This window comes from Verrucomicrobiia bacterium (assembly GCA_023953615.1).
Taxonomy (GTDB): Bacteria; Verrucomicrobiota; Verrucomicrobiia; order Limisphaerales; family JADLHS01; genus JADLHS01.
Genome location: JAMLJH010000001.1, coordinates 500328 through 515482 on the forward strand (window position 1 = coordinate 500328; position 15155 = coordinate 515482).

Here is a 15155-nt window from a genome sequence, read left to right on the forward strand (position 1 = left end):
GGTCCGCGAAGGCAGGAGAACCGGCCCGCCTCAGATTACGGCCGCCAATAGGCACGCCAGTATTGTTGCGCTGGCGTGATTGCGTTGGTGAATTCCAATGTAGCGCCGGTAAGCTGATTGGTGGATTGATCCGTCCAATGATTCAAATTGGTCGAAGTCTGAATGACGTAGCTCGCGCCCGGCTGCCCATGCAACTGGAAGCGAAACGCGCCGGCAGCCGGCGGAACGATCTCGAGTCGCGGAGCGGCGGGCGTGAACGTGAACAAAGTCAGCGAGAGCCGGGGAAACTCATGCGTAAAACTAGTGCCGACACTGGCAAGCAGATTCGTCGTGAGATCCTGTTGCGCCATCGGAGCGTTCGTGCGCGCCGCTTCGTCATTGGGAATGCCATAGAACCGTACCGTGGCGGTACTCGCCGGGTCGTAACCCGCCAGTGAAATGTTGCCGGTCAAATCCGCGGCCAGTGATTTGTTCAACACGAGCAAGGTCAACGACCCATTCTCCCGCCTGACCGCATAAGCGGCGAGCCAGGGATAATCGCTGTTCGCGCTTACCAGGTGATCGCCTGGTTCCGCCCACAGCCGCATCAATTTGGCCGCGTAAAAAGTGGGGTGCCGTTGGCTCACACCATTCACGAAACCAAGATCGCCATAGTCGCGCCATCCATACAGGGAACTGTCAAAATTTCCACCGTGATCCGTGCCGTTCCGCAGACACCACCAGACAAAACCTTGAAATTCGGTTTGCAGCAAACGCCCCAAACTATCGGCGTAATACAAGCCATTGACCAGACTGGTGGATTGGCGACCTTGCGCACCGGAATCGCTGTTATTCTCGGTGACGACCAGCTCGATATTGTCACCACCGCTGCCGAAATAATCCTGAATTTGTTGCCGCAGATCGGCGGCGTCCGCCTGCCAGTTTCCCGTGGATTGCAGGAGCGTCACGTCGCTCACCGAAGAGTTGCCCGGATTATTCGCATCGGTCCACTCCGGATAATGATGATGGATCAAAAAGTCCGGCGTCGCGCCGAGGGACTTCAGGGTGGTCAACATGACGGGCGTCCAACCGTTATGCGTCTTTCCGGTGCGCGGATTCAACGCGGGATGATCTGAATATCCATTGGCGGAAGCATCCTCGCCCGGCACCGCGACCACGCCAATTTTGATGGCCGGATCCGCAGCGCGCATTTGCGCCAGGTATTGAGCGGCGCGCACAGCGTAGGTGTAAGCGTGATGGGCGGGAACATTCGTATCCGTTTCCCAAGTGCCAAAACATTCGTTGCCAATTTCCCAATACTTGAAACCGAGATGATTCGTTACGTTGGCATGGCGCACCCAGGCGGCGGCCTCCTCGGGAGTGCCACTGCCATAATTCACCACGACAAAAGCCTGGGCGCCGACATTGGTGGTGACGTGAACCATGTCCGCAAAAGAGGCCGCCCACTGCCAGGTGTTGTTCAACGTGACATTGGCAGCCCAATGATACTCATCGGAAAGTGAACCGCCGGGCATTCGCACTGCGGTTGCGCCCATTTCTTGTAACAGCGCCGTGGTGGTGGTGGCGTAAGGCGGATCGAAATACTGGTCCCACATGGTGAGGTTCACGCCAAAGTGCCGCGCGTCAATGGTGCGGATCGTTGGGGTGGCCTCGACGTTGATGTTGACCTGCTCGGGCACCGGCTCCGGGTCAAATTGAACGTCGTCGAGGTAAAATGTTCCGTTCGCACCCGCCGCCGTAAGTTGCAGGTTGATCCGATGCAAATTGGTGGCGTTGACGACGCCGAGTGAACTTAGGGGAATCCGATACTGCTGCCAGGCGTTCGCGGGCAACGGACTCGGAAGCGTGACCGCCGGCCCATTCGAGTCATCGGAATAACTAAAATAAACCTGCAACTGCTGCCCTCCGGCCGTTCCGCCATGCGCCCAAAATGAAAAATGCGTGTAACCGTTGAGATGATAGTCCGAATGGTAAAACGACGCAGCCTGCCATGCGCTCGCCGTCACCCGGATCGAGAATGTGCCGGAATGAACGGGGGAAGAGTTATCCAAACTGCGACTGGCCCAGCTCCAATCCTGAAATCCGTTTAGCAGGCTGTCAGTGTAAATGGGCCACGGCAATTGAGCGGGTAAAGTCGCTGTCGCCAGCCACAGCCCGAGCCAACCTCCTGCGACCGCGCGCCAGCCGCGGCCCCACTCCCAGTATCCCAGTTTGAATAACATCACGCTTAGATTAAATCCTGACCTGAATCGCCAAGACTGACGGCGGGGTCAAGGTGAATCCGCTGCCGGGCTGATTGGCAATCGTCTTTCACGACCCGCTCGACTCCCGGAAATCGCCGCCTCACAAGCCTTGTTCTCAAAGGAAAAGCTGGAGCCGTGTCCATCTGACGGCTCCAGCTCAATCCAATCCGACCCAGTCCAACCTCACTCCCAAACTACATTCACTTCAGAACTCGTCGCTTCCGGCATGGTTTCCGACGAGGTATTGGTCGCCGTCACTGTCCAGGTACCGACATTGCCGAATTGCATCACCTGCTCCAAGGTGCCATTCACCAGAGAAGCATCCACCGGGAAAACCGCGTACTCATCGGAACTGGTCAGATGAATCGAACCCGTGGCGTTCCGAACGATATGGAACGTGTCATCCACGGCATTGATGGTCACGGTGGTGAAGTCGCCAAACAACACCGGAGTCGGCGTGCCGGCCTTGCCCGTCGGAGTGTTGGGAGCATTGGTTTCACCCGGTAACAACACCTGCAATTGCGTGGCCTTCCGTTTGATCAATCGGAAGAACGCGGCGTTCCCCGTCGGGATCTCGTCTCCGGCCACCAACTGCGCCCGCACTCCGTTCATTGAAAGGACCGGCCCGGTGGCGGGATCCGTCCAGGCCGCTGGGTTCGCCAGATTGTCGCTAATCTGAAGATTGAAGCCAGGATCGGGCAACGTCCACGTCACCCAACTGGCCGCCGGATCCGTGATCAAGAACACTCCACTGGGAGAAGGCGAGGCCGAGGTGTTCCAGGTGAAATCGGTGTCCAGTTCAGTATCCGTCAGGAAATTTTCCGAATACGGACTGATGGTTCCCGTGATGGCGAAATCCGCAATCACGAGCGCCTGATTGAAGGCATTCGCATTGTTCGCCTGCAATCCGAGATACACGTAAAATCCGGGGGCCGTCTGTTCGGCAAAGTAATCCACGTTGTATTCGGGCAACGTCATCTCGGCGGTCGCGCCATTGGGAGCGATCAGAGTGATGGCGGTATCCGAAGTAAATTTGACCTGCCATTGCCCCAGAATCGTGTCGCTGGCGACCTGCCCGAGGAAGCCGGATTCCAAATAATTGGGCGTGACTCCATCCCAACTGCCGGGAGCGTTGGTGTAGGCGCCGCGCGTTTCCTCACCCCCGTAATACATCGCTTGTTGGTGATCTTCGTTGACTTTGTATTGGAACTGCATCACCCCGCTGGTGGCGGAACCTTGCAAGCGAATTTTGACGCAGTTGGTCGCGTTCCAATCCGGCGCGCTATGCAAATAATCCGGATTGGGCACCAGGAACAGCCACGCTTCGCAATCCACTGAATTGGGGTAACCAGCGATTGTAAACGCATAGGTGACCGGATTCTCCACGGTGGCCTGCCCCACCCAGCTCAAGCCGTAATCCTGACGAAGCACCACCGATTGGCGATCATACAATCCTCCCGCGCTGGTAAAAATGTTGAGTCCTTTCGTCGCTGGCGCAGGCAACTGCACCACGGGCGGCGGCGGTTCGGCCTCCGTGCCGGTTAATATGACGTTATCAATCCAAAACCGCGCTTGGGCGTCATTTTCAATCGCCCCGCTATTACTGACCCACTTGTGAAAAACGATTCCGGTAACACCGTCAATCTGACTCTGCGATTTATTGATGGGAATCTTGATATGCACCCAACCCGTCGCCGCTTCCGCAGGGATGGGAATATTCCCAATCACCGGTGCCAACTGTCCGCCGGGTCCGCCGCACAAAGCCACGTCCAAGTTCTTGATTCCTCCCAGACTCCCCTGCCCACTCTGCAGAATGTTCTGTCCCAGTTGATTCGTAGCATCAGGCGCAATGGTGCTGTAATCATTAAACTGGCCAATGGTTAAATCCGAGGTGTTATCCCATTTGAGGTCGAATTCCAGATTATCGTAACTGGAAAAATTTAGGGTTTCACCGCCATTCCACCACGGATTGCCAAATTTGCATATCCAAGCTGTGGTCGGTGTATCCTGCCCTTGGGTCAACACCGTCGTAATCAACAACGCGCCGGGTTCCAAGCCTTCATTCCCGTCCCAAGCAAATTGCCCGGGACCCCATTCATTCCCCCAGTGGTTGGCTGAATCATCCACCTCGAACGTCTGGATGACATTGGTGACGGACATTTGCGCCCAAGCCGGGCCAGCGCCCACCATCAGGGACAACGCAGCCCAACCAAGACAGATACGTCGTTGGATCGAGTTTATTTTCATAATTTTGAGTTTATTAGGTTCGGAGTGTTTATCGCAAAATTAGTTCTACCGGCGACGAAATACATTCCACATCAACCGGGCGGCCAACTCCTAGCGCGGCCTCCTCCAGTTCAATCCTGGTCCGTCTCGGTGCTTTCATCGTCGTTATCCTAACCATCCGCCTCCGCACGTCACGTCATTAAAAGTCATTACAAGCATCAATCACCAAACCGCCCCGGCGATCGGCGCTTCAATCACCGGTGGCAATGGTCCACATCCCCCGAGGCGCACTCAAGGTTCCGGTACCAATCGTCTCCCCCACTTTTTGGGCCTGGACGTGCCCGTCATGGAACAAGTAGTTAAATCGTTCGCCATGCGCCTTGTACAAAGCGGTGCCTTGGTTGACGCCGCCGGTCGCCGTTGGGTCCTGCGAGGGATGGCTCGGGTCCATCTGATGCAGCGTGGACCCGTTCTGACTCGGCCCGAGACTGATGGAGGGCCAGACGTTGCCCACCGCGCCCTGCCCGTTGGCCTGTTCCACCAACAAGAGGGTGCCGGCGGCATCCTTTACCACGGAGGTCTTGTAACTCTTTGCGTTCCAATCCGGCAAGTTGGACGCCGGCAACCCCGCGTCCTGCCAGTAAATCCCGACGCCGCGGTTCACCCGGGGCAGAGGATACGATTGGTTGCGGGTGCTGATCTGGTAGTCCACCGACCAATTGGGGCCGGCGGCGTTCATGGAATACGAACGCACGCCGGAAGCGGTCTCGGTTATCCACCACACTTTAGCGCCGCGATCCGCCGGGCAGCGCTCAATTTTTGGCGCCAGCGCCACGTCCACGATGCCCTGGTTCAAATCCGCTTCCGCAGCTCGTCCGCCGAGATATTGATAGATGTAGGTATCCCAGGCGAGTTGCCCGCGCGCCGCCTCGTAAGCCGCCGGGGGAAACATCTCCTCGCGATCCAACGTGAACAACAGAATGCCCAAGCCTAATTGTTTGAGTTGCGACACGCATTGAATGCGGTGCGCCTTGGCTTTGGCCTGGGCTAACGCCGGCAACAGCATGGCCGCCAGGATCGCAATAATCGCGATGACCACGAGTAACTCAATCAATGTAAATGCCGCAGGCCGGACCGCTGACGCCCGCGCCCGTTCCGTCGGGTGCAAATCAAGAACGGTTCGGTATGATTTCCAGAGTCTCATTATTTTTCATCCACCAAAATCACCCGCATTTCCCGGCTCAACGCATACTTTTTACCCGGAGGTGGCGGCGGCACGGTGATTTGAGCGTCAGCCATCACCTCCTCAAAACTGCCCGGCCGTTTTTTGGTGGCGATGATCCAGCGACGCACCTCGCGGGTCAGTTCCGCCAGATTCGCATCCGCATAAGTGCTGGCGGCCTCCGCCGAGGCGCCTTGCGTAGCCAACCCTGATGTCGGCACATCCGCCTCATGCTTGCCGCAACTGGTGATCCAGACCATCCCACCGGCCACCAGACCGACTCCTAACCATGCATGTTTTCTTTTCATCAACTGCGTGCCAATCCCATGCCGATTATCTCAATCGGCCTGCGTTATACAAACATTAGCTGCATCGCCGATCAACCTCACGTCATCAAAACCAATTACAAGGACCGAATCCCAGTCGCAGCGCCAACCCCCCTATTTTACCGCGAAAGGAATGGACCGTTCCCCCCGACTCGCGATCGCTGCTCCTCCAGAACTTATTCCCACCGAGCCGCCGATACCGCCAACGTGTCGCCCCAGTATTGTCGGCTTGTGTGCTCCGGCGAATTGCTTTAATTACGTACCGCCCCGACATGATCGCTCGTTTGATTTCAAGGCCAAAATGGCTCGTGCTGGATCGGCGCCACGGCGCGTTCCGGGGTTGGAAATTCATCGGCAATCTCGGCTGGCTGCTCGCGATCAGCCCGATGGTTGCGCAGCCAACGAATGTGTCCTGGCTGACTTCGGCGAGCGACGCCTACGCCATTCAAACCTGGCGCACGGATGACGGGCTGCCGCAGAACAAAATCACCGCGCTGCTGCAAACGCAACGCGGCTACCTCTGGGTCGGCACGTACAACGGCATCGCGCAATTTGACGGCCTCCAGTTTCGCGTCTTCAACGCCTCAAATACGAGGGGCTTGGATAACAGCCAGATCACCAGCTTGTACGAGTCGCCCGACGGCACCATCTGGATTGGACACGAATCCGGCGCGGTCTCACGTTACAACGGCGAAACGTTCAGCGCGGTGGCCTCGCCGAGCAATTGGAGTCGCGCATTGATTCAAGATTTCATCACGGACGAACGCGGACAGGTTTGGGCGCTCAATCAACCGGGAGCCGCGCAGCGCATCCAGGACGGCCTCATCATCCAGCCGACAACGGCCATGGGCGAAAATCCCTTTGTCGCTCCGCGCACCATTCACAACGAACTGCACGAGGCTTTCGTCCTGAGAAACGGGGTTTTGGCCCGACTGAGTCCGAGCGGCTATCAGCTGATCAATTTCGGTGATCCAGCGGAACACCCATACTACGCGGGCGTGACCCGTTCGCGTCGCGGCGGCTGGTGGGTGGTTGGTGAAGGCCAACTGCGGCAATGGAACGGGCAAACCTGGACCACCAACTACGGTGATCTTTCCTGGCTCAACGCTTCGGTCACCGCCATGCACGAAACCGCCTCGGGGAAATTATTGATCGGCACATTGCAACGTGGCTTGTTCATCTTTGACCCCGGCACGGCGCAATGGAGCAGGTTGGATCGCACGCACGGTTTGCCACAAGATTGGATTTGCAGCCTGATCGAGGATCGCGAGCAGAACCTCTGGGTGGGCACGGCGGGCGGCCTCGCGGTGCTGCGCCAGCGGAAAGTGCGCATGCAAAGCCCGCCCGACAACTGGGAGGGCCGCCCGGTCCACGCCATCACGCAAGCGCGCGACGGCAGCGTCTGGGCGGCGAGTGAAGGCGCTGGAATCTATCGGCTCCACACCAACCAATGGACGCATTTCACCCTGGAAAATCAGTACGCCTGGGCTGTGCTGGCCGACAGCCAGAATCAAATTTGGGCCGGCACCTGGGGCGGCGGTTTGTTTCGATTGGAACACGACGCGTTCGTGGCCCAGACCAATCTCATTTCTCCGGCCATTCCGGTGACTGCGCTCGCGGAATTCCCATCGGGCACCTTGTGGTTGGGGACGGGCAACGGCCTGGCCCGGATGCGCCAGGGACGATTGGAATGGCTCGCTTCACTGGGCGGCGCGGCGGCGGGTGATGTTCGGGCGATCGAACCCGGACCGGATGGCGCCATTTGGATCGGAGCGCAAGGCGCGGGACTGGGCCGACTCAAGGATGACCATTGGGAAACTTTCCAAGCTGCGGAAGGTTTCCCCGCCAAGTTTGTTCTCGCCTTGTACGCGGACACCGACGGCACCCTTTGGATCGGCACGCTGGATGATGGCCTGGGCGGTTACCGCGACGGACGGTTTAGCATCATCAACCGCAGCCAGGGTTTGCCCGCAAACACCATTTTTCACATCGCGGACGATCACGCGGGTCACCTCTGGTTCAATTCATTGGCGGGACTGTTCCGCCTCGACAAGGAACAGTTGCTCGAATGTGCCGCCGGCCGGCGCAATAACGTATCCGCGCTGGCACTCGGTCTCACCGAAGGTTTGAGCACGTTGACGGGCACGGGCGGATTCACTCCGTCCGGTTTCCGATCCACCGAGGGACAACTCTGGTTTCCCACCACGCGCGGCATGGCCACCATCTCTCCCGCTTCCATTCATTCTGATCCGGTACCGCCGGCAGTGTGGATCGAGGACGTCTCCATTGACGACCAACTCACGACACCAACCGCTCCGAAGAAATCCTTTCAACTGGGCGGCAAGGCGGCGGTGGCCGCGCGTCAGTTGGTGGTCGTGCCGCCCGGACGACGGCAGTTGGACGTGCAATATACGGGCTTGAGTTTCATCGCGCCCGAACGAGTGCAATTCAAATACCGCCTCGACGGCTCGGGAGTGGAAGCCGATTGGGTCCCCGCCCACACGCGGCGGCGGGTGACTTTCAGTTTTTTGCCTCCGGGCGAATACGTGTTTCGCGTGGCCGCACGCAATGGCGACGGGTTGTGGAACGAGGCCGGCGACACGCTGGCGATTCGCGTGCTGCCATTCTTCTGGCAGACTTGGTGGTTCAAAGTGCTGCTGTTCAGCGCCACCGCAGTGATTCTGGTCGCGGTGGTCTTCCTGGAATCCCGAGGCCGCCTGCGTCGCCGTTTGGAGCGCATGGCGCGCGAGCGTGAATTGGAACGCGAACGATCCCGCATCGCCCAGGACATCCATGACGACCTTGGCGCGAGCCTGACACGCATCGGAATGTTGAGCCAGTCGGCGGTGGATGATATGCCCGACGCGGCGCGCGCCACATCCAGTTTGCACCAAATCTATCAAACCGCGCGCGACCTGACCCGGGCCATGGACGAAATCGTCTGGGCGGTGAACCCCCGCCACGACACCTTGGACAGCTTGATCAACTACGTCGCCCGATTCGCGCACGATTTTTTGAGCGCCGCGCAGATCCGCTGTCGCCTGGACACGCCTTTGCAAACTCCGGAAGTGACCGTACGTTCGGAGATTCGTCACAATCTTTTTCTGGCGTTTAAGGAAGCATTGAACAATGCCGTCAAACACTCCGGCGCCACTGAGGTGCGAGTGAGATTGGAGCTTCCGCCGGATGGTTTGCGGCTTGCAATCATGGATAACGGCGCGGGTCTGGCCTCCGCCAAGCATCCTTCCAACCGCGATCGGGTAAGTTCGGGCTACGGCTTGGCCGGCATTCAAAGCCGGTTGCAACAAATCAATGGTCACGCGCAAATCCACAGTCCGCCCGGCGGCGGCACGACCGTGGAACTGTATGTGCCTCTCGCCCACGCGGCCACAACCAGACTCGATAAATGATCCCGGCCCGCGCCTCATCTTCTCGCCTGTAATGAAAAAGCACTACAATACCCGCGCGCCCCGGCCTGCTATAAATCCACCAATGGCCATCAAGGTTTCCATTGTGGAGGACGATCCGAAAGCGCGCGAAATTCTCGTGGACTGGATCAACCGCGCCGAAGGCTTCCAGTGCGTGAGTCATCACGGCTCCGGCGAGGACGCGGTGGCTCACCTGCCGCAGGCCAGACCGGAAGTCATCTTGATGGATATCAATCTGCCGGGCATGAACGGACCGGAATGTGTGCGCCAGCTCAAACCACAGTTGTCCGAGGCGCAATTCGTCATGCTCACGGTGTATGAGGATTCGGATCACATCTTCCAGGCGCTGCAAGCTGGCGCGGCGGGGTATCTGCTGAAGCAGACGCCGCGCGCGGGCTTGATCGCCGCGCTGCGCGACGTGCATCAAGGCGGCTCGCCCATGACCGCCAACATCGCGCGCCAGGTGGTGCGCGCCTTTCATCGCCCCGTGTCGCCACAGCCGGCGTTGCCGGAACTTTCCGCGCGGGAAACCGAGGTGCTGCAATTGCTCGCTCGCGGTTTTTTATACAAGGAAATCGCGGACAACCTGAACGTCGCGGTGCCCACGGTGAACACTTACATCCGCCGCATTTACGAAAAACTGCAGGTACGCTCCCGCACCGAAGCCGTGGCGCGATTTGCCCATCTACCCATCCGCGATGCCGGAGCATAAGTCTTGATGACGCGGCGCCAAGGGCTGGCCGCCAACCCGACCGCTCACTCGCGCAGGCTGCACTTCAGAATGGAGCAGAGCGTTTCGGGATCATTCTCGTGACGCAACTGTTCACGAAATTTTTCGTCCATCAAACGCCGCGCCAACTGGGAAAAAATCTTCAAGTGTTCGCGGGCGGTCCCCGTTTCGCGCATCACCAGCAACAGCACCACGCCCACCGGTTCGCCATCCACGCCTTTCCATTCGACCGGTTCGCGCAGCTTGACCAGAATCAGCGAATCGAGTTGCACGAAATCCGTCTGGCAGTGTGGAATCGCGAACCCGTGACCAAAACCCGTGGCGTAAACGGATTCGCGCTGCCACAAGGCGGCTTCCACCAACCGCGGTTGCGCCGTGCGACCGGTGACATACAACCGGTCAGTCACTTCCTTGATCACCTCTTCCTTGCTGGCGCTGTCCGAATCCACAATCACCAGATCCGGCCCAAATAACTTGGTCGTGCGACGCGTCGTGGCTTCCGCCAAAATCCGGCGCACTTCAGCAGCGGTGGCGCACGCCAGCGCGCGGGTGGCCAACTCGCGGGCCGCGGCGACCGACCATTGCGTCACCTCGGCCTTGATCGGGGCCAACCGCGAGATGGCGACGCTGCTTCGCTCCAAACCAAGCCCCATCAACAGCGGCACACATTCGAGCCGGCCGCTCATTTCGCCGCACACGCCAACCGGTTTTCCAGCGGCTTGCGCGGTGGTCGCAATCTGGTGCAGCAAGCGAAGAAACGCGGGGTGCAGCGGATCAAAGTGCCGGCTCAACCGTTGATCCGTGCGATCCGCCGCGGCGAAGTATTGCAACAAATCATTCGAGCCGATGCTGAAAAAATCCAGTTCCCGTCCCAACGCATCGAGTGAAAAGGCCGCCGCCGGGACTTCGATCATGGCGCCGATGGACATCATCGGGTCCAACCGCACGCCCGCCGAACGCAACTGCTCCTGTTCCTCGCGAATGATCCGCCGGGCCCATTGCACCTCCTCCACCAGGCTCACCAGGGGAATCAATAATTTCAACTGACCGAACGCCGAAGCGCGAATCAGCGCGCGAACCTGGGTGCGAAACAGGGTTTCAAACTCGGGATAAAGTCGCACCGCGCGATAGCCCAGGAACGGATTGCTCTCGACCGGCAAATTCAGATAAGTCAACGGCTTGTCACCGCCAATGTCCAACGTGCGAATGACCACGGCACGCCCCTCCATCGCCCGCACGGCGCGCTGATATTCAGCGAACTGTTCGTCTTCCGTCGGCGGCGTGGCTCGATCAAGAAAGAGCATTTCCGTGCGAAACAGGCCAATCTCATCCGCTCCAGCCGAGCGAGCCACCTCGGCTTCCACGGCGGCGGTGATGTTGGCGCCAACCCGGATCGTGGTGCCATCGGTTGAACGCAATTCCGGGCGCGCAAAACGCCGCAGCCATCTTTGTCGGCCGGTCAATCGTCGCCGCTCTAATTCATAATAGCGGCGCACCGCACCAGTGATCTCAGTCACCAGCAAACCACATTCGCCATCCAGAATCGCTTCCGTGCCGAGGCCCGGTTCCTGCCCCAAACTGACCACACCGGTCAAAGTCGGAATGCCAAAGGATCGCGCTAGAATGACCGTGTGCGAAGTTTCGCCGGCCATCCCTAAAATCAATCCGCGCAGGTGCCGGCGATCCAGACTCAACAACTGATTCGGCGTCAACGCTTCCGCCACCAGAATCGTGGCCTCGGTTAAATTCAACTGCTCGCTGACCGCCGCCGAACCATAGACTTGTTGCAGCAACTGAAAACATACGTCGTGCAGGTCCAGCACGCGTTCGCGCAACAATGCCTGACCGGTGTGAATGAGTTGTTTGGAAAAATGCGCTTCAGTCGCCAACACCGCGCCGGCAATGGAACAGGAATCCTTCCGGATGGACTCGTGTAAATACGCCCAGAATTCCGGATCCCGCGCCATGGCCCGATGCGCTTTCAGCAGATCACGTCCGAGCGAAGCCTCCTGACGCCGCAGTTGGATTTCGTACTCCGCTCCCAAAGCCGCCAGCGCCGCATCTAACCGCCGAACCTCAGCCTCCACGTCGACCCCGTTTCGCAGCGGGATGTTTTTTGACAAGTGCAACCCCTGCCCGCGGCGCAAACGGCCGTGACCGATGCCGTTCACCACCGGTTTTCCCGGGTGGATTCGCCCGCCCGCCTGGCGCAACAACCGGGGCAGTTCGCCTATTTCGTCCGACATCGTCACCGGCCCGGGCAGCGAGACATCACAATGCGGAAATTTGTGCTGCAAAAAATGGCGGAGCGCCACCCAGGCCTCATCGGCATCGCGCCCGCCGATCACCAGGCGACAGCGATCTCCCTGACGGATATCCGCGCCGACGATGGCCAGCACGCTTTTGGCATTGGCGGTGTAACCGGTGCGTTCATTGATGAGACTGGTTTCCGCCGAGAAATTGCGCGTCACTTCCTCCAAAGCGCTCGCGGGACGGGCATGAATCCCGTTGGGCAACGCGCATTCGAACTGGACTTCGCGGGACATGACCAATCAGAGATTTTGCGCCCGCTGAAAAATGGCTTCGGGATTTTTCAAAGCCGACTGCACCGACACTTCAATTTTGCGAACCTGCTCAAAGCGTTCGGGTTTCTCAATCGCAATGTCGGTGGCCAGAATGACCGCGTCCGCCGCGTTGATTTCCTCGGGCTGCAACTCGTTCTCGATTCCCATGGCGCCTTGCGTTTCCACCTTGATGCTGTGCCCCAACTGGCGCGCGGTCCGCTCGAGTTGTTCCGCCGCCATGTAAGTGTGCGCAATGCCCGTGGGACATGCCGTAACTGCAACAATTTTCATTTTCAAGCTCCTGCCGGAGTTTCCACCGGCTTTTCCGTTATCCGTTTCAAGGTATTGATACAAAGCGCGGTCACTATCGAGCCGACCAGAATGGCCACGATATATGCCAAACGGTTGTCCACCACGGGCAACACAATCGGTCCGCCGTGCGGCGCATGATCGCCAACGCCACTCAACATCGCCACCGTGGCGGCCACCATCGAACCGATCATGATGGACGGAATGACGCGAAACGGATCGCTCGCGGCAAACGGAATCGCCCCTTCGGTGATTCCCACCAATCCCATCCCGAGCGCGGCCAGACCCGCCTCGCGTTGTTCGCCCGCCCACCGCCGCCGACTGATCAAGGTGGCCAATCCCAACCCCAATGGCGGGGTGCAGATGGCCGCGGCACACGCGCCCATCACCGCGAAATTACCCTGCTGAATCATGGCCGCGCCAAAAAAGAAGGCCGCTTTGTTGACCGGTCCGCCCATGTCAAAGGCGATCATTGCGCCCAGGATCATGGCCAACACCACTTGCGATCCGCCTTGCAGTCCTTCCAAAAAATTCCCCAAGCCGATCATGGTTTTGGCGATGGGCAGGTTGATTCCCAACATCAATAATCCAATCGGGACGGTGGCGAGAATCGGAATGATGATGATGGGCATGACCGGGCGCAGCAATTTGGGCGCGGGCAGTTTTTTGATCCAATTAACCACATGACCGGCGGCCAGACCAATGACCAGCGCGCCAAGGAATCCCGCGCTGGCACTTTTTTCACCAACCACTTGAGGCAATCCCGCGATGAAGCCGCCCACAAAGCCCGGCACCAATCCGGGCTTTCCCGCCATGGCGTAGGCAATGAACCCCGCGAGTACCGCCGGGAACAATTGGAATGATTTTTCTCCAATCAACGCAAGGTCCTGGATCAAGCGCGGCGCCTGGGAAAAATCCGGACGCCCCTGAGCGTCCAGAAGTTGAAACTGAAACACGTAAGCGATCGCCACGGCGATGAGAATTCCACCACAGGCGATGAAGGGAATCACGTAGGATACCCCGGTCAGCAAGTATTGCTTGTGTTTGCGAAGCGCTTCTTTCACTTTGCGCGACGTGTGCGGTTGTCGGAAAACCATAGTCAAGGGAGCAGCGCCAGGTCACAAGCGGAAAGATGTAACTTTTATTGAACTAAAGTATCATTTCCCCCGACAACAGTTCACCCCCGACCGCGCATGAGTTTGGTCCCTCCGATTTCCTCCTGGCCGGAAGCGCTGTTGCGCCGCCAAAACATCCAGCGCGTTTACGTTTGCGGCCACGAACTCGAACCACCGCGGCTGAGCCATGTGGTCAACTTTCCCCGCTTGGAAGTTCCGTTGAGTGGCTGTTACGAAAACCAAATTGAAGCGCAGCACCAGGTCGCCACCGTCCGCCTGCGCCCGGGAACAGCGCTCTTTGCGCCGCCGAACGGTTGGAATCTGCCCACCTGGCGACAGCCGGTGCAATTGCTCTCCATTTTATTTGGCAAAAAGCAGATTGGCATCAGCATCGTCAGCTCGCGCAACCCGCGCGCGCCCCGCCTGACCGCGCAAAAATTCTCCCGCCCGCGACCGTTGACCGGCCCCATTCCCAAAATTCTGGAAGCCCTGTTGGAACTGCCGATGACGGAACGCACCGCGCCGGCGTTTACCGACCTGTCCCGCGCCTTGTTGCTATGCCTGGGCGAGAACTATCCGGTCGCCCAAACCCACGCCCTCAGTCCGACCCGGGCCTTGCTGGAGGAAATTTGCGTTTATTTACAAAGCCATTATCAATACGAAGTCACCCGGGAATCGGTCGCCGAACATTTCAACATTTCGCCCAACTACCTATCCCGCATCTTTCAAGTGCAGGGTCACATGACCTTCAGCCAGTACTTGATGCACGTCCGCGCGGATCGGGCGAAACACCTTCTACGCACCTACAATCTGAAACTCGGCGAAGTCGCCGCGCGATGCGGCTACCGCGATCTGGCCTATTTCTGTCGCGTCTTCAAAAAGTTGGCGAAGGTAACTCCGGCAGAATATCGCGGAAGCCAAGCGAAGTTTGCTCATGAAACTGCCGCTGTCTCCGAGTCGTCCAACGTTTGAAATCACCGCCCTTGCAACCC

General features: G+C 58.7%; 10 protein-coding genes. 3 read left to right on the forward strand and 7 right to left on the reverse strand.

Annotation, left to right across the window (positions count from 1 at the left end; all coding sequences use genetic code 11):
• Positions 1 to 35 precede the first annotated feature (35 nt).
• From M9920_01935 to M9920_01950, 4 genes are all read right to left on the reverse strand, one after another.
• The gene (locus M9920_01935) at positions 36 to 2225 is read right to left on the reverse strand and encodes an alpha-L-arabinofuranosidase (GenBank protein ID MCO5051047.1); all 2190 of its coding nucleotides are present in this window, start codon (positions 2223 to 2225) and stop codon (positions 36 to 38) included.
• Between the two features lie 201 nt (positions 2226 to 2426).
• Positions 2427 to 4490: a hypothetical protein gene (locus M9920_01940; GenBank protein ID MCO5051048.1), complete on the reverse strand. Its 2064-nt coding sequence runs from the start codon at positions 4488 to 4490 to the stop codon at positions 2427 to 2429.
• A 229-nt stretch (positions 4491 to 4719) separates the two neighbouring features.
• A complete protein-coding gene (locus tag M9920_01945; GenBank protein ID MCO5051049.1) occupies positions 4720 to 5583 on the reverse strand; it encodes a hypothetical protein in 864 nt (287 codons plus the stop codon).
• A gap of 89 nt (positions 5584 to 5672) precedes the next feature.
• On the reverse strand, positions 5673 to 5999 hold the full coding sequence (locus tag M9920_01950) for a hypothetical protein (GenBank protein ID MCO5051050.1): 327 nt from the start codon (positions 5997 to 5999) through the stop codon (positions 5673 to 5675).
• Between the two features lie 290 nt (positions 6000 to 6289).
• Between M9920_01950 and M9920_01955 the strand changes: the two genes are divergently transcribed.
• Both M9920_01955 and M9920_01960 read left to right on the forward strand, forming a co-directional pair.
• A complete protein-coding gene (locus M9920_01955) occupies positions 6290 to 9427 on the forward strand; it encodes an ATP-binding protein (protein MCO5051051.1) in 3138 nt (1045 codons plus the stop codon).
• An 82-nt stretch (positions 9428 to 9509) separates the two neighbouring features.
• On the forward strand, positions 9510 to 10157 hold the full coding sequence (locus M9920_01960) for a response regulator transcription factor (GenBank protein MCO5051052.1): 648 nt from the start codon (positions 9510 to 9512) through the stop codon (positions 10155 to 10157).
• Positions 10158 to 10201: 44 nt separating this feature from the next.
• Here M9920_01960 and ptsP read toward each other — a convergent pair whose 3' ends face one another.
• From ptsP to M9920_01975, 3 genes are read right to left on the reverse strand one after another with little or no spacing between them, the layout of a single operon-like run.
• Positions 10202 to 12721: a phosphoenolpyruvate--protein phosphotransferase gene (gene ptsP, locus M9920_01965; protein ID MCO5051053.1), complete on the reverse strand. Its 2520-nt coding sequence runs from the start codon at positions 12719 to 12721 to the stop codon at positions 10202 to 10204.
• Positions 12722 to 12727: 6 nt separating this feature from the next.
• On the reverse strand, positions 12728 to 13030 hold the full coding sequence (locus M9920_01970; GenBank protein MCO5051054.1) for a PTS fructose transporter subunit IIB: 303 nt from the start codon (positions 13028 to 13030) through the stop codon (positions 12728 to 12730).
• A 2-nt stretch (positions 13031 to 13032) separates the two neighbouring features.
• Positions 13033 to 14112 (reverse strand): PTS fructose transporter subunit IIC, encoded by a 1080-nt coding sequence (locus tag M9920_01975; protein MCO5051055.1) that lies wholly within the window; start codon positions 14110 to 14112, stop codon positions 13033 to 13035.
• A gap of 129 nt (positions 14113 to 14241) precedes the next feature.
• Here M9920_01975 and M9920_01980 point away from each other — a divergent pair, with 129 nt between their 5' ends.
• Positions 14242 to 15135, forward strand: a complete 894-nt coding sequence (locus M9920_01980) for a helix-turn-helix transcriptional regulator (protein ID MCO5051056.1) — start codon at positions 14242 to 14244, stop codon at positions 15133 to 15135.
• Positions 15136 to 15155: the final 20 nt, after the last annotated feature.